Origin of the sequence: Alsobacter metallidurans (assembly GCF_014636935.1) — a bacterium.
GTDB lineage: Bacteria > Pseudomonadota > Alphaproteobacteria > Rhizobiales > Beijerinckiaceae > Alsobacter > Alsobacter metallidurans.
In genome coordinates this window covers 1110197-1128131 of record NZ_BMES01000002.1, presented here as the reverse complement: position 1 = coordinate 1128131, position 17935 = coordinate 1110197, and the positions used below count along the sequence as shown (strand labels likewise).

Annotated in this window: 21 protein-coding genes and 1 pseudogene; 12 read left to right on the top strand and 10 right to left on the bottom strand. The window is 60.8% G+C overall.

The window, feature by feature from the left end:
* Window positions 1–38 precede the first annotated feature (38 nt).
* The gene (locus tag IEV99_RS15550; protein WP_188518664.1) at window positions 39–263 is read right to left on the bottom strand and encodes a hypothetical protein; all 225 of its coding nucleotides are present in this window, start codon (window positions 261–263) and stop codon (window positions 39–41) included.
* 580 nt (window positions 264–843) lie between these two features.
* Between IEV99_RS15550 and IEV99_RS15545 the strand changes: the two genes are divergently transcribed.
* A complete protein-coding gene (locus IEV99_RS15545) occupies window positions 844–1206 on the top strand; it encodes a response regulator (RefSeq protein WP_188518663.1) in 363 nt (120 codons plus the stop codon).
* Between the two features lie 265 nt (window positions 1207–1471).
* On the opposite strand, the gene IEV99_RS15540 is transcribed toward IEV99_RS15545, so the two are convergent.
* Window positions 1472–1939, bottom strand: coding sequence for a MarR family winged helix-turn-helix transcriptional regulator (locus IEV99_RS15540; protein ID WP_188518662.1), 468 nt, complete (start codon window positions 1937–1939; stop codon window positions 1472–1474).
* Window positions 1940–2015: 76 nt separating this feature from the next.
* On the opposite strand from IEV99_RS15540, the gene IEV99_RS15535 reads away from it, so the two are divergent.
* Window positions 2016–2492: a BA14K family protein gene (locus tag IEV99_RS15535; protein WP_188518661.1), complete on the top strand. Its 477-nt coding sequence runs from the start codon at window positions 2016–2018 to the stop codon at window positions 2490–2492.
* A gap of 11 nt (window positions 2493–2503) precedes the next feature.
* Window positions 2504–2962 carry a large conductance mechanosensitive channel protein MscL gene (mscL, locus tag IEV99_RS15530; RefSeq protein WP_188518660.1) on the top strand — a complete coding sequence of 153 codons (459 nt, stop codon included), beginning with the start codon at window positions 2504–2506 and terminating at the stop codon, window positions 2960–2962.
* Between the two features lie 96 nt (window positions 2963–3058).
* On the opposite strand, the gene IEV99_RS15525 is transcribed toward mscL, so the two are convergent.
* Entirely contained in the window at window positions 3059–4027 is a 969-nt protein-coding gene (locus tag IEV99_RS15525) for a class I SAM-dependent methyltransferase (protein WP_188518659.1), read from the bottom strand.
* 124 nt (window positions 4028–4151) lie between these two features.
* Here IEV99_RS15525 and IEV99_RS23675 point away from each other — a divergent pair, with 124 nt between their 5' ends.
* Window positions 4152–4313: a hypothetical protein gene (locus IEV99_RS23675; RefSeq protein WP_188518658.1), complete on the top strand. Its 162-nt coding sequence runs from the start codon at window positions 4152–4154 to the stop codon at window positions 4311–4313.
* Between the two features lie 215 nt (window positions 4314–4528).
* On the opposite strand, the gene IEV99_RS15515 is transcribed toward IEV99_RS23675, so the two are convergent.
* Together IEV99_RS15515 and IEV99_RS23990 are read right to left on the bottom strand one after the other, a co-directional pair.
* Complete coding sequence (locus IEV99_RS15515) at window positions 4529–4690, bottom strand: hypothetical protein (protein WP_188518657.1); 162 nt, start codon at window positions 4688–4690, stop codon at window positions 4529–4531.
* Between the two features lie 86 nt (window positions 4691–4776).
* Window positions 4777–5202 carry a helix-turn-helix domain-containing protein gene (locus tag IEV99_RS23990; protein WP_188518656.1) on the bottom strand — a complete coding sequence of 142 codons (426 nt, stop codon included), beginning with the start codon at window positions 5200–5202 and terminating at the stop codon, window positions 4777–4779.
* Window positions 5203–5911: 709 nt separating this feature from the next.
* Here IEV99_RS23990 and IEV99_RS15505 point away from each other — a divergent pair.
* The 7 genes from IEV99_RS15505 (at window position 5912) to IEV99_RS15475 (ending at window position 13367) form a co-directional block, all read left to right on the top strand.
* Complete coding sequence (locus IEV99_RS15505; protein WP_188518655.1) at window positions 5912–6565, top strand: GNAT family N-acetyltransferase; 654 nt, start codon at window positions 5912–5914, stop codon at window positions 6563–6565.
* A gap of 59 nt (window positions 6566–6624) precedes the next feature.
* Complete coding sequence (locus IEV99_RS15500; protein WP_188518654.1) at window positions 6625–6882, top strand: acyl carrier protein; 258 nt, start codon at window positions 6625–6627, stop codon at window positions 6880–6882.
* A 2-nt stretch (window positions 6883–6884) separates the two neighbouring features.
* Window positions 6885–8147 carry a type III PLP-dependent enzyme domain-containing protein gene (locus IEV99_RS15495; protein WP_244643969.1) on the top strand — a complete coding sequence of 421 codons (1263 nt, stop codon included), beginning with the start codon at window positions 6885–6887 and terminating at the stop codon, window positions 8145–8147.
* A 16-nt stretch (window positions 8148–8163) separates the two neighbouring features.
* Window positions 8164–9681 (top strand): class I adenylate-forming enzyme family protein, encoded by a 1518-nt coding sequence (locus tag IEV99_RS15490; protein WP_244643968.1) that lies wholly within the window; start codon window positions 8164–8166, stop codon window positions 9679–9681.
* On the top strand, window positions 9681–10832 hold the full coding sequence (locus tag IEV99_RS15485; protein ID WP_188518651.1) for a hypothetical protein: 1152 nt from the start codon (window positions 9681–9683) through the stop codon (window positions 10830–10832). Before IEV99_RS15490 ends, IEV99_RS15485 begins: the two co-directional genes overlap by 1 nt.
* 138 nt (window positions 10833–10970) lie before the next feature.
* Window positions 10971–12197, top strand: a complete 1227-nt coding sequence (locus IEV99_RS15480) for an MBOAT family O-acyltransferase (protein WP_188518650.1) — start codon at window positions 10971–10973, stop codon at window positions 12195–12197.
* Between the two features lie 9 nt (window positions 12198–12206).
* Window positions 12207–13367, top strand: coding sequence for an acyl-CoA dehydrogenase family protein (locus tag IEV99_RS15475; RefSeq protein ID WP_188518649.1), 1161 nt, complete (start codon window positions 12207–12209; stop codon window positions 13365–13367).
* A gap of 20 nt (window positions 13368–13387) precedes the next feature.
* Here IEV99_RS15475 and IEV99_RS24025 read toward each other — a convergent pair.
* From IEV99_RS24025 to IEV99_RS15460, 4 genes and pseudogenes are all read right to left on the bottom strand, one after another.
* Window positions 13388–13618 (bottom strand): annotated as a pseudogene (locus IEV99_RS24025) (TSCPD domain-containing protein); the annotation flags it as partial.
* Between the two features lie 112 nt (window positions 13619–13730).
* On the bottom strand, window positions 13731–14300 hold the full coding sequence (locus IEV99_RS15470; protein ID WP_188518648.1) for a phosphatase PAP2 family protein: 570 nt from the start codon (window positions 14298–14300) through the stop codon (window positions 13731–13733).
* A 54-nt stretch (window positions 14301–14354) separates the two neighbouring features.
* Window positions 14355–14792 (bottom strand): EamA family transporter, encoded by a 438-nt coding sequence (locus IEV99_RS15465; RefSeq protein ID WP_188518647.1) that lies wholly within the window; start codon window positions 14790–14792, stop codon window positions 14355–14357.
* 45 nt (window positions 14793–14837) lie between these two features.
* A complete protein-coding gene (locus tag IEV99_RS15460) occupies window positions 14838–16109 on the bottom strand; it encodes a pilus assembly protein TadG-related protein (protein WP_188518646.1) in 1272 nt (423 codons plus the stop codon).
* A 361-nt stretch (window positions 16110–16470) separates the two neighbouring features.
* Here IEV99_RS15460 and IEV99_RS15455 point away from each other — a divergent pair, with 361 nt between their 5' ends.
* Entirely contained in the window at window positions 16471–17091 is a 621-nt protein-coding gene (locus tag IEV99_RS15455) for an ATP-dependent DNA ligase (RefSeq protein ID WP_188518645.1), read from the top strand.
* A gap of 270 nt (window positions 17092–17361) precedes the next feature.
* On the opposite strand, the gene IEV99_RS15450 is transcribed toward IEV99_RS15455, so the two are convergent.
* On the bottom strand, window positions 17362–17721 hold the full coding sequence (locus IEV99_RS15450; protein ID WP_188518644.1) for a response regulator: 360 nt from the start codon (window positions 17719–17721) through the stop codon (window positions 17362–17364).
* Between the last annotated feature and the right edge of the window lie 214 nt (window positions 17722–17935).

Below are 17935 nucleotides of genomic sequence, written 5' to 3'. Positions count from 1 at the left end.
GAACGTGGGGACCACCCCGGAATGGCCGGTCTTCTCTCTTAAACGTCACGTTTCTGGACTGCCTGCAATGCCGGCCAGGGATCCAGGGGAAAGTAGCCGTACCCGCGCTGGAACCATGTCTCGCAGACATGGTGGGCCAGAATCAGGGCGAGATCCTGACTCGAACCGGCGAGCGCTGGCATCTCACCAAACGTGCGCTGCCAACAAGCCTGCAACTCTTCCGGTGCGGCTCGCTGAAAGGCAATGGCAAGATGCTGTTTCATGCCCGGTCAACCCGCCTGCGTTATGAGCGGCGATGATCGCCGGAAACGCTCATCATATGCGTCGCTACGTCTTAGCGCATGAAAGCTCTCCCCAACTAGGACATAGGGTCCGCCTGACTTACAGGCTCACCCTCTTGGGCCAAGAACACGCGCGAACTCACGCCACGGTAGCGGCGGGGAAGTAGGCTGCTGGGAGGCCTCCTCGGCCCTCAACCAAGGTGCGGGATAAGGTGCAGCCAGCCAACCGCTGCTCCGCATGCGGATGATCCAAGGATAACCAGCAGCGCAAACCCTCTCTCGGATTGCCCCGTCAAGGTGGACTTGGTTCTTGGCGCGCGTGCGATGGCGCCATGCTCGAACTGGTCGCCCAGAAGGGCGTAAGCGTGACCGTTGTTCACGTAAGAACCTCTCGAATTTGATGAGACTTCGATACAAAACACGTCCTAATCGGTGGTTGTGGCGATCGGTCGGATTTTACGGATCAGCGCGGAAATCGACGCATGCGTATTGGTCCTTACATCGTAGGCTTCGAAAAAGTTGCTCTATACCCGGGCGGGCCGCAAAGCCCGGAGGGACAGCCATGTCACACGTTCTTCTCGTTGAAGACGACGAGCCTCTGCTCTATGCGCTGGGCCGTTCACTCCAGGGCGAGGGTTTTACGGTGACTGCCGTTCGCTGTGCCCAAGACGCTTTGAGGGTGCTTGAGGGCGCCGCCACCCGGGTTGACGTTATGGTGACGGACATCCACCTCGGCGATCACGCGGCTCATGGCATCTCGCTGGCCCAGATGGCCCGGATGCGGCGCTTTGATATGCGCGTCATCTTCATCACAGGCTCTGCAGAGAGCATCAAGCACGCAAATGCCCATGGCCCCGCGCTGCTGAAGCCCATCAATCCGGACCACCTTGCGGCAACGATCCGAGACGAGCTTCTAGTGGCCTAGCGGTCGAGCGCCGCGCCGAACTGGCCCACCTGCTGGCCTCGCCGGTCGACGGACCTGTCGTCACGCCTGCGCGGTGAGACTTGAGGGGATCGTCTGCAAGCGGAAGGATGCGCCATACAGGTCGGGGATCTCGCCAGCGTGGTTGAAGGCGAGGTGTCCAGATACTCCCGGCTTTGAAGCCGGAAGCGGATCTGGATCCCTTTCCGAGAGCATTTGCGGTCATCCGGATGCCCGACGCATGAGCCTCTACTCCCTCAGAGCGCGGTCACCGGTTCGGCCCAGAAGTCCGAAGCCGACCATCCAACTCTGTCACGAGCGTCTTCAGTTTTTGGATCTCGGGCTCTGTTGTTTCAAGCGAACACACGATGGCGCGCCGGGCAGCCACGGCGTGGATGCGAGCGTCCCGGCCCATCGCGGTCAGGTGAACGCGAACTACCCGTTCGTCATTCTTGTCCCGGTTGCGACTGACGAAGCCCTGAGCCTCAAGCCGCTTCAGAAGTGGGGTCAGAGTGCCAGAATCGAGGTTCAGCTTGCCCCCGATTTCTCCGACGCTGGACCCATTCGCTTCCCAAAGCACCAACAGCACTAGGTACTGCGGATAAGTGACGCCGATCTGGTCCAGGAGGGGCTTGTAGGCGGCCGTGAAGGCGTGCGCGGCTGAGTAAACGGCAAAGCACAGCTGGTTTTCTAGCAGCAGCTCCGGAGTGTCTTGGTCTTTGTGAGTATGTGGCATAGGGGCAATCTAGAGCTTTTTAAGTTGTACGCAATTCAATTGTGCGATAGGGAAATTGCGCCGCAGAGGAACCGTTATGCTTGCTCGCTTTCTCCTGACCCCCGCTATCCTGGCCGCCATGGTTGTGGGTGCCATTCAGCTGCTCGACGCCAAGACGCCCAAGACCGCCGCTCCCGAGCGCAAGGTCGCCAGCCTCGATGCCATCCAATCGGGCGGGGTTGCCCAATCGCCGGTCCGCTCGGGCCCGCGTGACGTGTTGGCTCAGCCGTCAGCGAGCCGTAGCCCCGACCAGGCTGCCCCCGCAACGCTCTCCCATCCCCAGGTCACTGCGACCGCCATACAGACCAAAGCGCCAGCCCCTGCGACGGTTTCAGTGGTTTCGGTATCCTTGCCCGACAAGACGACGCCTGCTCGCAAGCTGGGCGCCGTGGCGGGGGCTGCTGGCTGCACCGGCTACAAGTCATACAGCGCCGCCACCCAGACCTACCGCTCTTTTGACGGCGCAGTGAAGCCTTGCCGGGAAGTGCCGGCGCGCTCGGTTGCGCTGAACTGAAGGCCGGCCTGATGCTCGACGATTTCAAGAAGTTCGCGCTGCGCGGCAACGTCGTGGATCTCGCGGTCGCCGTCGTTATTGGCGCCGCCTTTGGTTCCATCGTGACCTCGCTCGTGGCCGACATCATCATGCCGATCATTGGGGCGATCACCGGCGGGCTCGACTTTTCCAGCTATTACCTGCCCCTGTCTGCAAAGGTGCAGTCCGGCCTGGCGTATGCCGATGCCAAGAAGCAGGGCGCGGTGCTGGGATATGGGCAGTTTCTGACGGTTGCGGTGAACTTCGCCATTGTGGCGGCTGTGCTGTTCAGCATCGTCCGAGCCATGAACAAGCTGAAGCGTCAGGAGGACGCCAAGGTTGACGTGCCGAAGTCGCCGGAGATCCCGGCTGACCTCAAGCTGCTGGCTGAGATCCGTGACCAGATGACCGCCCTGACCCAAGCCCTGACGTCTGGCCAGCACGGGCGCTGAGCCGTCGACGCGAGGAACTGTCTGCTGATCTACTGCTATGTGTGTGAGGGCCGCAGCTCCGTGATGGGTCAGATGGACGATAAATCGACCGGCTGCTCACCATGCCCTAAACAACTTATCAAGCACGCGCCTCGCGATCCTACTAACGCCTAGGAAAGGAGGCTTCGTCGGCTTCGTCGCTGCATGCTTCTCAAGCATGCTAAGAACACCGGCTTTTTTCTCGCCCCAGTTTTCCACGGGCAGCACGGGAGCAACCTCCGGCCCGGCCTCGAACACTGCCACCAAGTCGTGCTGGCCGGCCGACGAAAACGGCCCCGATTTCACCGACAGCGTCGCGAGGCCGCTTCGCCCAGCGAGCGCGGGCAGCGTTTTGCGGGTGAAGTAGTAGGTGTGCACAACCTTGAACACACGCGACGCATTGTCGGTGCGTACGATCGGCTGGATGGCATCCAGATCCGGGACCAACACCACGAGGCGACCGCCTGGGGCCAGCATCGCACGCAACGTGCGCAGCAGGGCGGCCCCGTCCAGAACGTGCTCCAGCGTGGCGATCAGGAAGACGAGGTCGTAGCGGTCACCGGCGCTGATGCGCTCGTTGACGTCCTCCTCCAGCACCGTGAGCCCGTAGTTTTCTCGGGCGAAGCGGGCCGCCTCGGCGGACAACTCGACGCCCACCACCTGCCCGCCATGGCGCTTGCGGAGCTCCGACAGCATTTCGCCATAGCCGCAGCCGACGTCAATCACCTTCATATCCGGGCGGAAGACGACATGGGGTGCCACTTCGTCAAGCACACGGCGCATCACGCCCTCGTTCTTGGCTACGATGGCGGCAAGCTGCCCGCCGGACATTTCCTCGTAGTAGTCGGCCGCATAATATTGGTTGTAGCCGGCCTGATCGAGACGCGGCGACAGGAACGTGAAGCCGCAAACCTCGCAGCACGCCACCCGGCAGGTGGGCGACCCCGGCCAGTGCGGCTTCTTCACCGGCGTGGTGATCAGCTCCTGATGCCGGTCTGGCGCAGACCCGCAGAGGTTGCAGGTTACGGGCTGCTCGATTTGGTTCACTGCTGCCTCCGGCGAAACAACCCACTGGTCAGCGGCTTCGTAGCGCAATTGCCGGCGCTGTTGGAAGGGGAGAGGGCCGAGCTGGGCAAGAGCCCGGCCCGTGGTGTGTAAGGATAGCGACGGCATGTTTCGGGTGAACTCGCCAGGCTATGCGCTGGCCTGCATCTACTACGCCGATCGCAGGGCTGGAGATATCACCTGGGATGAGGCGCGGCGGATCGCGGCGGGGATCCAGCGTATTCCTACCTGGACGCCAACACCGTCGCGCCGCGTCGCTCCTGATTGAGCGCGGCCGTCAAACCAGCAGCACCCTCCAGCACGACCACGCGAGGAAGCCCAGCCAGGCAGCCATGGAGAAAGCACAACCCAGACTTAGGAGCATGTTCACGGCCCACTGTGGCAGCCCGCCGGCGGTAGTGTCGCGTTGGGCAGGGCACATTCGATGCCAGCTTAGGCCAGCACGGCTGGCGATCTGCGCTGGCATCTGCTCCAGTCCGGCGCTCACCAGCTTTCCAAAGGTACGGTGAGCCATCCGCTCAACAGCAGAGCGACGCTCGCTGCAAGACCTAAGGCCACGAACAGCAGCACTGGATACATCCCGGATGCGGCTGGCTGGGCCACAACGGTCTGAGTGGATGGCGAGAACACGCTGGCGATAGCCATGGCAACTCTCCCAAGAAGGGTGCCCCTCCAGCTACGCTGCACCTACATCAACCTTCTTGATGTGTCGGACGGCACACGACGAAGGTCTAGTACCGGGTGTGACAGCGTAGGCTTCGCGCTGACCACGTGCCTGCGTCGAACTGCCAGGCAGGGGATCTCACCTGGATAAGGCGCGGCGGATTGCCGTGGGGATCACGCGAATGCAGAGCTAAGTAGGCCGGCCGTATGGAAAAAACTGGTTGGGCTCGACCACTTGGTCGAACTTGAAGGCAGCGTTCACCCCACCCAATTCCACTCTCAAGATCGGAGGCTTGAACTATTCTCCTACGAGCCGACTTAAACGCGTCGAGGTCGGCAGGGTCGAACATTCTGCGGGTCCGGAGCAAGCCCCGTCGGACATTGATGAAGGCGATCTCGCCATCGTCGACGTGAGCGCGCAGCGTTTTCGCGCTGATGCCGAGGACCGAGGCGGCCTGGTCGAGCGTGAGTAGCTCCCTGACAGCCTCAGCCATGATCTGTCTCGCCGAGGACCGAGGTGGCCTGGTCGAGCGTGAGTAGCTCCCTGACAGCCTCAGCCATGATCTGTCTCGTTCAGGGAACAGATGGCGGAGACAATGCTAGTCATGGCGGGCCTCAAAGGACCGCGTACTAGCGATTTGCAAGCTTCCGGCAAAGTGAGCAGATGTTGCTCGTCCATGATCCTTTGCTCTCGACGCGGCTTTCAATTCATTGATCGGCTACTACTCCCGAGAGCCAAATCGATGACGCGAGTATAGCGCGTGATGCGACGTAATCGGGACTTAGCCCAGTTATTCACAGGCGCGGAAATGATTGGGTTGTTAGTTCTCCGAAATTCGCCAAGAAAAGTTGTGCCTTGCGCCAGTTCATGCCTTGGCCTTCAACTGCACGCTTGGCCTTCCCTGATTCAGAAACACGACACCGGCGGCTTCTAGGGCCTCCTGAACTCGCCGCACGATTGCGAGGCTGCTTGTAAGGGTCTCGGCGCTTGGTTTGGGTTGCGTCCGATGAGTGGCCATGCGGCATCGCGCTGAATGTTGGCGCAGTGTGGCTGCTTTCCCCGCGGCAAACGACATAGACAATCCGTTGTAGTGGGCCGCGAGTGTAGATGCGTGATAATTAAATCAGAGATCGTTTGGCTGGACGCGGGCGCAAACAGGTATGTGCGAAAAGTTACGGACGAGTCCGGCGACTTCGGAGTTAATGATCGAACGTATTCGAGCAGCTGAGCCGGACGACATCACGTTCCTAGCGAACATCATGTATCAATCGACCGTGGCGGGTGTCGGGCAGGGCCTGTTCGACGATGCCCTGGCTGGAACTGGCGCCAGCCCTCTTCTTTTTAACGAGGCAATGCTTCGCACCGCGACAAGCAAGTGGGGGCAGCTGAAGGATTTCCTGATCCTGGAAGACGATCAGGGGCCTATCGGCGCGGCTGCAGCCTACGCGCCCGATCCAGAAGATCTACGGCCCATTACGCCAAACGGATTATCCAAGCTGGCTGAACAGCTTGAATGGTCCACCGAAGTAACAAACCACTTTTATCAAAAATTTGTTAGATTGTTTGGGCTGTTTGGATCGTCGCCGCAGCTTCAGCAGCCTGCCCGATACGTGATCGAATACGCGGCTGTGATCGAAGAGAGACGGGGATTAGGTCTCATTCGACATCTGCTCGCTGCTCACGCAGCCCGCGCAAAAGATAATGGGTGCGACACACTTGGGATATCCGCAATGATAGGAAATGATCGTGCCTCGCGAGCTTATCTTAGATTCGGGTTTAAGGAACTTTATCGCCTCACCCGCGAGGACTATTCAGGCCGGTTCCCAGGCATGATCCGGTATGTCAAGCCGCTGTAACCAGTTGAGCTGGGACGATCGAGATAACCAGTTTTCGCGTTTCTGTTAGGAGATCAAGTATGCGCCTATCCAAGGAGGAGCTTCAAAAATACATTGAGAGCGAATTGTTTGTGGACGTGAATGAATTCACGGATGAAACATTGCTGTTCAGTGGCGGGCTGATCGACAGTTTCGCGCTCGTCTCGCTGATGTCGTTTATCGAAAAACAGGCTGGAATCGTCATCTCTCCTTCGGACGTCAACCTTCATAACTTCGATTCGATCTCCAGGATCGTAGCTTACGCAGATAAGATGACTGAACGGGAACGCGCCAAGTGACCATGGCGGCACGGAAAGCGTTGGTTCAGGTCGCGAAAGAGTTCGGCACGCCGGCCTATGTCTACGATCTGGATGTCGTACGCGCGCGTCTGGCGGATCTCGCACGCGTATTCGCTCCACACTTTTCGGTGAGCTACGCTCTCAAGGCGAACCCAAACCCGACTTTGTTGGCGAGCCTCGCCGGACAAGTTGCGCTGGCGGACGCCTCATCCGTCGCAGAGGTCCATCGGTCCACCGAGGCCGGGTTTCCCGCCGATCGTGTGACTTTCTCCGGCCCCGCGAAACGGCCCCGCGAACTGCGGGACGCCATATCGGCATGCATCGGCGGCCTGGTGCTGGAGTCGGTGAGGGAAGCCGCCGAGGCAAACAGAATCGCTGCGGAGCTTCACGTTCGCCAGGATGTCATCCTCCGCATCAATCCGGCGACGTCGCCGCGACATTTCGGAGTGAGCTTCTCAGGTAAGGCGAGCCAGTTCGGCGTAGACGAAGAAGAACTGTCGACAGCTATCGAACGTATCCAATCGTTGAACAATCTGAAGCTGACCGGATTCCATATCTATTCGGGCACAAACAGTCTCAACGCGCAGGCGGTTTCGGACAACTTCGCGATTTTTATCCGGATTTTCAGACGTGCCTGCCAGCTTGCGGAACTTCGGCCAGCCAAGCTCATCTTTGGTTCGGGATTCGGGATCCCCTACCTGGCATCCGAGGCCGAACTGGACATCGACGCCATCGGTCGCCTGGTCATTCCCTCCATCGCCGAGATGAGGAGCGAACCTGTTTTCGCCGACACCATGTTCGTTCTGGAAATGGGCCGATGGATCGTCGGGCCGGCCGGGTGGCTGCTGACGTCCGTTGTCGCCGAGAAGCTCAGCAGGGCCGTCGATTTTCGCATGTGCGACGCTGGTTTCAATAATCACCTCGCCGCATGCGGGATGATGGGAACCGTGATCCGCCGGAACTGGCGAATTGAGAATGTGTCCAACCCTGACGCGGCGATGCATCGTTATACGTTGGTGGGGCCATTGTGCACCAGCATCGACGTGCTTGCGTCCGACATAGAGCTTCCGGAAGTCAGGGTCGACGACACTCTCGCGATCGCTAATTCCGGCGCCTATGGGCTGACGGCCAGCCCGACACGGTTCATCAGCCACCCCGAGCCCGCCGAAATCGTCCTGATCGACGGAGCCGCACGCGACGCGACCGAACGCGGATCTCCCGCCGAGAAGCCGGTCGTTCGGGATCAGCATCGTGGGTGTCGATAACGAAAGGGCCGATGCGATGCCAGGTGCTCTTTGGCGCAAGTTCGAGGCGACATCCCGGCGCTTCGCCACCCGATCTGCGCTCGTCCAAGGTCCCCGTGACGTTTCGTTTGGAGAGCTGCGGTCCGCCGCCCTTGCGGGAGCGACGGACTTGGCGGCCGCAGGCGTTTGCCCCGGCGACCGGTGTCTGTTCTGGGCGTCCAACAGCGCTGAGCTGGCCGCGAGCATACTGGCCTGCTGGAGGCTTGGCGCAATCGTCGGGATCGTGAACGACGAAGCGCCCGCGACCCACTTCCTCCATGCTGCTGGCGTTCTACAGCCCGTGCTCTGCATCGTCGAAAGCAGGCTCGCCGAGGCTGCCGAGAGAGCCGTTACGACCAGGATCCATGTCTTGCAGCCTACATCAGCGGAATGCCTCGCGTCCACCGGCCCTGGCCTGGCGCACGATCACGAACCTGCGTCCGTCTTTTTTACGTCGGGATCGACCGGGGCTCCGAAAGGGGTCACGCAATCGCACGCGAACTTGGTTGCTGGCTGCCAGATGGTCGCCGGCCATCTCGGCCTCACGATCGAGGATCGGATCCTGTGTCCGATCCCATGGTCGTTCGACTACGGCTACGGCCAACTCCTTACCACGGTCCTGCTGGGCGTCACGCAGATTCTGCCGGAAGCGAGAGGCGGGGTGGCGATCTGCAATGCGATCAGCTCGGGCAAGCCGACTGTCTTCGCCGGCATCCCGTCCATCTTCGCCCTGCTGACTCGCGGCGTCTCACCTTTGCGCGGAACGGATCTGCGATCCTTGCGGCTGATCATGAATACGGGCGGGAAGATTCCGCCCGCGATCTTCGCCGACATGGCTGGCGTCTTTAACGGCGCTAAGTTTTCTCTGAATTATGGGATGACCGAAACCTACAGAACTGCCGGACTGCCCGTCGACCTTGCCGATCGGTATCCGGAGTCGGTCGGTTTCGCTTATCCGGGCGTCAGCGTCGCGATCATACGCGAGGACGGGACCGAAGCGGCCATCGATGAAATGGGGGAGATCGTTCACCGGGGGGTCGGCGTCTTCCTGGGGTATTGGGGGGATCCGAGCGCAACGGAAAAGGTTCGTCGACCGGACCCCCTGTGGCGGTATCCTGGCGTCGACGCCCCCAAAGCGGTGTTCAGCGGGGACCTGGGCTGGAAGGACGCCTCGGGTCTGCTGTACGTGAAATGCCGCCGCGACCGGCTGGTGAAGTCCATGGGAGTGCGCGTCAGTCCGGACGAAGTCGAGGAATTGCTGAGAGGCACCGGGCTCGTCGCGGACGCGATCGTATTCGGACTGCCGCATGACCTCATCGGGGAGCAGGTCGTAGCCGCCGTCGTTGCGGCGGACGAAGGCTCGGACCCACTCCCCGAACTCAAGGCTGCCGCGAGGAGGATCATGTCTCCTTACATGCAGCCGCGGGCTTATCGTTCCTTTCAATCGTTCCCACTGACGCCCAACGGGAAACCGGATGTTCCGCGGATCCGGGCGTTGATGCTGGACGATCGATGATGGCGATGTCCGTAGCCGATGCGCCAGGCCTGGCCAGAAGAGCGCGCTTTGGGCTGTTCATCCGGAGCCTGTGGACGGGCTTCATCACGCCGAGCGCGTTCGCGTTGAGCCTGATCCTGGCCAGTTGCATCGCGACCAGCGGTGTCGTCCTGCATTCCGTCACCCTGCAGCTCCTGGCTGGTCCCTACGGGAAGTTCTTCCCTCGATCGAAAAACGACACCGAAGCGCGTGCCACGATCAGCGCCGCCCGCCTGTCCCTGACGCCACCGGCCGCTCGTGTACGACGCTTGTGCGTGATTGCGAACTCGATTCTGGCCCAGGCGCTCGCGCGCGAAGACGAGGTGAGCGCCGCGTTGGCCTCCGCGACGGGGCTAACCTGGGAAGCGTCGCTGATGACGACGCCGCTTCAAGGTCCGTTGGACGAGGCGACCCTGGCCGATTACGCCACGCGCAGCGGCCCCTGCCTGGTAGTGCTCGGCTCGAGCTTTCTTCGTTTCGAGGCGACGCCTGAGAGTTTGTTGCGATTGCATCAGAAAAACCGGGTGGGGCTGCGGTCGGCTTGGGCCGACAAGCTGGTCGAAACCCTGGGCGAGAGCCCGCCCGTCGAGACCGGCGTCTACGCCATCGACAACGCCAAGTTCCTGTTGCGCAACGCAGGAATTTTCAGCGGACGGGCGCTGTTGAACAGGCCCGCATACCCGCAGATCGCCGCCTATGCGCCGACCCGGCCGCTCACCACGGGCGAACTGGCCAAACGGAAGGAGCTGCTGCTCCGCAGCCTCGCCAGGAGCGCGGAGGATGGCCACTTCGTCGTCGACATGCTCAGGAACACGATCCAGAACTTACACACCAGGGGCTCCGCCGTGATCCTCGTCGAAGAGCCTGTCAGTCCTTTGCTCATCACGCCGGACTTTACACGAAAATATGATGAATACTTGCAGAGCGCGGAGAAGCTGGCGCGCGATCTTGGCGCCTCCTACTGCCCACTTCAAGCGATTTACCAGCCGCCGCCTGAATCCTATCCTGATTACATTCATGTCACGGACCGACTTTCTCAGGCCAAGCTTCGCCGTGGGTTAGCCGAATGTGTGAGGGCGGGCATCAATCCGGGAGGTCACGATGAAGCGGGATTCGCTGCCGGACGCCAGTGATCTCGGCTGGCGGTTAGGGCAACTGCTGCAAGGGATCATCGTGGGTCCATTGCTGTTCTTCGCGATCCTGGGCCTACTAGCGCTGTCGGGGGACGTGGCGCCATTTAGTTACCAAGGCTATTAAGCTGTGGCGAACCCATGATCCAGTTAGGCGAATGGTGGCTTTTCACGGCAGCTTCGCTGGCGACGTTCTGGTTGCTTCCCGCCGCTGTCAGGCTGCACTTCCTGGCGGCCGCCAGCATCGCTTTCCTGATGATGCTCGCACCGGCAGCTTGCGTCCTGATGGTGGCCTTGAGCATCGTCGTCAGGCTGAGCTTCGCAACCAGCCCCAAGATGATCGCCCTGGCGGGTGGTGGGCGGGGCTTTGTTCAGGTGGCGGCGTCGAGCGTCGGACGGGCCGGACCGCCGGTGGTGCTGATCCTCGGATACTTGTTCTGGTACAAGTTTGCGCCGCCGATCGTGCGGGTCTGGCAGGCCGACTCCCCGATTGCGCAGATCTTGGCGCCGCTCGGAATTAGCTACTTCTGTTTTAAACTAATCCATTACGCGATCGAGCAGGGAAGGGGTGCTCTGCCGGCGCACGCGACCCAGGAGTTCCTGGTCTGGCTTTTCCTTGTGCCGACATTCACGGCCGGACCGATCGAACCCTTCGATCACTTCCTCGCCGGGCGAAATGAGCGCTTGAGCTCAGGACTTGTTGTTGAAGGCCTGACCCGCATTGTTTTCGGCTTGGTGAAAAAGCTGATCGTGGCTGCCGCGATCACGGCGATCATCACCAGAATAACGGGTCCAGACCTGAACAAATTCGTCGCCAACGCACACGGACTTGCCGGAGTCCTGCGCATTTGGGCTTACCTGACGCTTGCTCTCATCGTGCTGTACCTAGATTTTTCAGCGTATTCGGACATCGCAATCGGCGTCAGCCGTTTGTTCGGTTTCAAGATCATCGAAAATTTCCAGTATCCGCTGGTCGTGACGAACCTGACCGAGTTCTGGCGTCGATGGCACATGTCCTTGACGTCGTGGTGCCGCGTTTATGTCTACATGCCACTCGTGGGTTATACGCGGAACCCTTATTTGGCGATCATCATCACCTTTACGGCTGTCGGGCTCTGGCACGCCGGTTCTCTCCAGTGGCTCGCATGGGGGCTTTGGCATGGAGTGGGGCAAGCGTTGACGCAATGGTGGGGTCGCTTCTCGGCGCGTCGACGGATCAAGATGTTTAAAACGCCCTTGGGCAGAGTGATGGCTTGGGCCATTACGATGTTTTACGTCACGCTCGGCGGCGGGCTGGTCGCTTTCCACCCCACGGGCACGCTGACGGACTCCCTCGGTCTGATGCTCCGCGCAATCGGACTAGGATGAGGTGCTTCAATGGTGACGTCCAACACTGAAGATCTCGTCGCTCTCTGCGGTTCGTTGACGGAACGGATTGCCGTCAAGCGCACTCCCGGAGCCGAAAAGGCTTTTGTCGACGCCATGCTCCAGCAAATGCGGGAAGACGGGATCGTCTGGTCAATGGGAGCTGCCGAGTGCGGCGGAAGGGCGGCGTCGCTCAGCGATTTGGCTCGCATGACCAGCGCCATCGCTCGCCAATCCGGGTCAGCGGGACTGATTTTCGCCATGCATGCCTCGCAGGCGCTGTGCATCGTGCGCCATTGCGAGGATTCGCTGTTTCTAAAAGACCTGCAGGCGCGCATGATCGGCGGGCAGCACCTGATCGCCAGCGGGACATCTGAAAAAGGTCCGAGCGGCGACATCTTCAAGTCGCTTTGCACCGTCGACGATGCGCCGACTGGCGCCTCGCTGGTGACCAAGGATAGCCCGAACATCTCCTACCTGGACCTGGCTGGAGCCATCCTCATCACCGCGATGCGTCAGGGGCGAAGCGGCCGACCGTCACAGGTGCTGATTGCAGCCGAAACCGCCAACATGGATATCGCGTCCGGAGCCCCGGCGGAGTTTATGGGCATGGGTGGGATGTCGAATGCGCCCTATGTGGTCACGGCGCGGTTTGCGCCGGAAGCTGTGTTTGCGCGTCCGTTTGCGGCAATCGCACGAGAGACGATGACACCCGTCATCCACATTCTTTGGGCTTCCGCATGGAGCGGGATCGCGGCGGACATCCTCGGGAAAGTTCGGCAGTTCGTAGAGAAACAGGCTGACCATGACGCAGCCGCAGCCAATTCGATGCGTCTTGAACTCAGCAGGCTCGTCGATCTCCAGTTCACGATGATCGCCCTGATCCGTGACGCGATCGCCGGATGGGAAAATCCGGACGTTTCCGCGGCGCCGAATCTCAGTTTCAGGCAAACGGCTCGGATCAAGCGCCTGAAGATAGTCTGCTCGGAAACGCTGACAAAGCTTTGCGTCGACGCATTGGAGATACTGGGCATAAGCGGCTACTCGGAGCGGGGGCCCTTTAGCATTTCGCAGCCGATCAGAGATGCTTTGAGCGCCAAAGTCATGATCTCGAACTTCCGCCTTGGCACGGCAAACGCAAATATTGAACGCTTTATCGAAGAAGCAATCTGAGCTGATGAATCCCTCGACAATGCCGCCGCGATTGTCTCGATGGCGCAACCGTGCTGCAGGGCCAAGCTCAGCAGAATGCTTGCATCGTGGAGACTCTCGCGCAGGTCCGTGCCGGACTTCGGCCCGGTGACGAAGATCTCGGCGGGCGAGCCATCGTCATAGCGCCCGACGCTTGCGGCGAAGCGCTGGCCGTTGTGTTGGATTTCGAATGTCTCAGCGTTGCGCCGATCGGGGAGGCGGGTGCGGTTCACGGCCACTTTCTCCAGCTACGGCGTGCAGTGCGCTGGCGCAGGCCGGTGGCTGGCAAAAACCCTCCGGTTTCGGGAACCAGCAGGGGGCGGACTTCGGTGCTCGGATCGCGCCCTACCAGCTCCGCCCCCCTTGGCTGTTTCCCGGCTGTTTTATCAGCCGTAAGCGATGGGTCAGCAGGGCTCCCAATGTCAGGTATGTCACGGCGGACAGCATCGCGTGTCCGCTTGGAAAGCTTGCCGTGAAGACCTGCGGTGCGTTTGGAATGAGATCGGGGCGGGGGCGCTCGAACCATATTTTTAGAAGGGTGCTGATGAGTTGCCCCCCGCCGACTGCCGCCAGCATCAGAAGGCACGCATCGCGCTTGCGGCTGAGCCACAGGAAACCCACAACGGCGAGGAAGATAAATCCGAGCCACGACACGCTTCCGAAGCTGGTCACATCGCGAGCCGCTTCCTGCAACCACGCTGGACCGATCGGCCTGCTTGGATCGTGGGGGACGTGGAAAAGCAGCAGCACATAACGATCAAAATCGGTTGTATCGCCCTCGCTCACCTCCTCGGCCAGTGTGCCAAATCCCAACACAAGCGCAGGCGCCAAGAGCAACAGCCACAGTGGGCCAATCTCCTCAACGCGGGCGCGCACGGCGATCGACACTGCCCGGGCTTCAGCCATCAGGCTCATGTTGGCTCCCATTGTGATTTCAGCGCCAGAAACGGAAAAGGCGAAGTCCAATACCTAACCTTTGTAGGCGACCAGAACAGCACCGGCCGCGATAAGGCCGACCCCAGCCCAGTTGGGCGCGGTAAGGCGCTCGCCAAGGAAGAGCACGCCAAATATGGCGACGAGCACCACGCTCAGTTTATCGATAGGGGCAACACGGGATGCGTCGCCAAGCTTCAGAGCCCGGAAGTAGCAAATCCAGGAGCCGCCAGTCGCCAAGCCCGACAGAATGAGGAACGTGTAGGTCCGCCCTGATACCGAGGACAGGGGCTGCCACTGCCCTGTGCCAACGAGAATAGCCCCAAGCGTGCAAATGATGACGCATGTTCGAATGAACGTAGCGAAATCTGAATTGACGTTCTCAATGCCTACCTTGGCGAAAATGGCAGTCAGAGCGGCAAACCCTGCAGAGAGTACGGCCCAAAGCTGCCACGATTGAACAAGCGTCTTCATCAAGCCGTCTCCGCCGTGTCGCACGCGAAGAACAGCTCCGCCTTCTCACCTCGTCAAGCTGACCTGCCCCGATAGCGGCCCAACGCCTTTCGGAACAGGCACGTCGGTTGCCCCATAGTTGACGTTCAGCACAAGGTTGGGCCCGGCATCGAGTTCCAGCGTCCGTGACACAACCACGGTGTAGGCCGACTGATCCGCGACAGGCTTGTTGGCGTCAATCAGGAGCGAGCCTTGAGGGAGGTAGATCGTGCCGAGCAGCTTCCGGGCGTTATCGCTGGTCACCTTGAACTTGCGCCCTGCCGGGGCGCTGCGATCCTCGAACATGAGGAGCCCAGCCATGTCGCCAGACTTTGGCGCACTGAGGCTGATGGTGCTGTCGCCCGCGAAGGTCAGGGTAGCTTTGTCGCCCTTGAAATAGAACCCGACATAGTCGCCCGAGAGGGACGCTCCTTTGTCGACGATCAGAGGGCCACCCTCGAAGACGTACACGCCCGAGAGGAGCGAGGCGGACGCCCCGTCAGTGATCGTCAGCCCGCCGCAATAAACCCCCGGACTGAGCGTCTCTGCTCTTGCCGTCACGATATAGGGCTTTGCGGGCGACAACATTCCCTTGCTGCACCCGCCACCCGCTGCCGATGGCGCCTGACGCGACTCCAGAGGATCCTTCATGAAGGGGCACGCGATCGGCTCGGGGCTGACATTCGACCCTTTCTTGCCTTCATAGCCTCCAACCGAGCAGATGCGGTCGGCTTTCAGGAAGGCATTCTGAAGCGCGCTCAGGCCCTTGTTGTTGTTCGAGTTGGATTGAACGCTGCAGCCTTCCGCGGTCAGTCGGGCGTTCTTGTCCAGCTTGGTCGCACTCTTGGCGGAGGGGTCCAGCGTCATCACGCACAGTTTGCGCGCTCCCATCAGCCGCGCCGTTGATTTAACAGCGATCTGATAGGTCGGGGCGGTGAGCAACTGCCCGAAATAGCTTTTCATTGGCTCGGCGATCGAGACCGTCACCTCGGAGTGTTCAACGTCGGTCTTTGCGTCGACGCGCGCGCTTTCTCCGTTCTGCTGGGTCACGCTGAGATTTGCGCCGGCAGTCCGCAGTGCCGTTTGGTTGCCGACTGACACAGTGGCTCCCGAAATCGCCAGCTCCTGGGCTCCGGCCAGTGCAGCGGCGTCTGCAATCCCCTGGAGCTGCACAGTTCGATGCATGATGCGGGTGTGCTCGACCGCAAATGCTCCTGCACCCACAAGGGCCGGCAAAGCCAAGCCGAAGAAAAGTGCAATGCCGCCCCGTTCGTCGCGCCAGAATTCCATCAGGATCATGCCGGGTACTCAGAACCAAGTGGTCAGCTTGCCTGATACGCCTTGAGCAATCGTTTCAATTTGCCGAAATAATGAGCAAGGCTTCATAAGGCGTGTGCTTTTGGGCGTACCAGCCCACGGTCAGCCCAGACGTGCATCTGCCACTGCTACCATCTCATCTCGGAGATGGACGGGTGGCGAATCGATTGCTGAAGTGCCCCATGCCCTAAGCCGTTTGTGACGTTGCGTGCCGGGCGCGCCAGACGCATCTTTTGCACGGGGGCCTATCCGCGAGTGGCGGCCGTCAACGTTGAGGGGACGTTGGCAGTCGCTGCCGACGGCGAGCGCAATATCGACGCTCCGCTCTCAGGAGGGGGGGCTGTTGCTGATTTCCTACCAACGCTTATCCGCTCGGGATCGGAGGAGCCCTGAGGGGTTCATTTCGCCTATGCTGGCGACGCTTACCGACGTGATCCCGATCGCGCCAGGCTGGCTCTACCAGGTGAAACACGACGGCTTTCGCATGCAGGGCCATCGGACAGGGCAGGATGCCCGCCTCTACAGCCGCAACGGGCTCGTGTGGACCGATCAGCTTCCCCGCATCGCTGCCGGCCTCCTAAGCCTTCCCTGCTGCTCCTGCGTGCTCGATGGCGAGGCCGTGGTGCAGCTCCCTAACGGCCGGGATGACTTCCACTCCCTACGCTCCCGCTCTGGCGCCGGACGAGCCGTGCTGATGGCGTTCGATTTGCTCGAGCTCGATGGCCAGGATCTCCGCTCGTGGCCGCTGGTCGAGCGCCGCGCCGAGCTGGCCCACCTGCTGGCCTCGCCAATCGATGGCATCGCCTTCGTTGACGCTCACGACGCATATGGGCCGGAACTGTTCCGCCACGCCTGCGCGATGGGCCTTGAAGGGATCATCTGCAAGCGCAAGGATGCGCCTAACAGGTCGGGGCCGTCGCCAGCTTGGCTGAAGGCGCGGTGCCCGGATTATCGAAGGCCCTGACGCATGGGAGAGAAACCATGCCACGTCCTTGCCCATCGAGAGAGTTGGAGAAAGCGCTTGCCGCGGGTCTCCAGGTCGAGGAGGTCCTGGACTTGCTGTGCGAGCAATTGGCGCGGTTTAAGTCGCTTGTCGACCGGCGCAACTGGGATCGGCTGTCCATGGCTGAAAGGGCCGCACGCGTTAAGGCGGCGCTGGACCGAATGGAAAGCAAGAGAGTTGTGCGTCACTGACCTTGGCTGAAAGGGCGCTGTTTGTAGCAACCCGCGTGCGTTACCGGCCGGCCTTCAACCGCAGAGCTGCAAAAAGCCGAGAAAACAAGATCGGCTTGGGTACCGTAACAACGGTAGGGTAGGCTTGCGCCAACTCCACGATGTTGTGAGAGGTTACAAACAAGAATGGCTTTGACGCGGACTGCAGGGCATCTGCGACGGGGAACGACGGGCCATCTTTCAGCGCGACATCCAGGGTCGCAACATCGAATGAGCCTTCTTCAACTAAGCGTAGCGCATCTCTCACCGTCGCTGTCGGTCCGACAACCTCCACGCCAACCTCTTCCAGCTCGCACTGGAGATGGAGCGCAATCAGAAATTCGTCTTCAACAACAAGAACACGCAACCGGGTAAGGGACATGGGCCTCCATGGGCTGTCCATAGGCTAAGGGCTGGGGAGCTGAATCGTTCCTGCACCGGATAGCGTGGCTATCACATGCGCGGTTTGGCGAGCCTGTGAATGGAGATCCTGGCTGGCCCGTGGAGCGGGGAGACCGCGACGGCATGTATCGGGTGAACTCGCCGGGCTATGCTCTCGAGTGCGTCTACTACGCCGATCGCAGGGCAGGGATCTT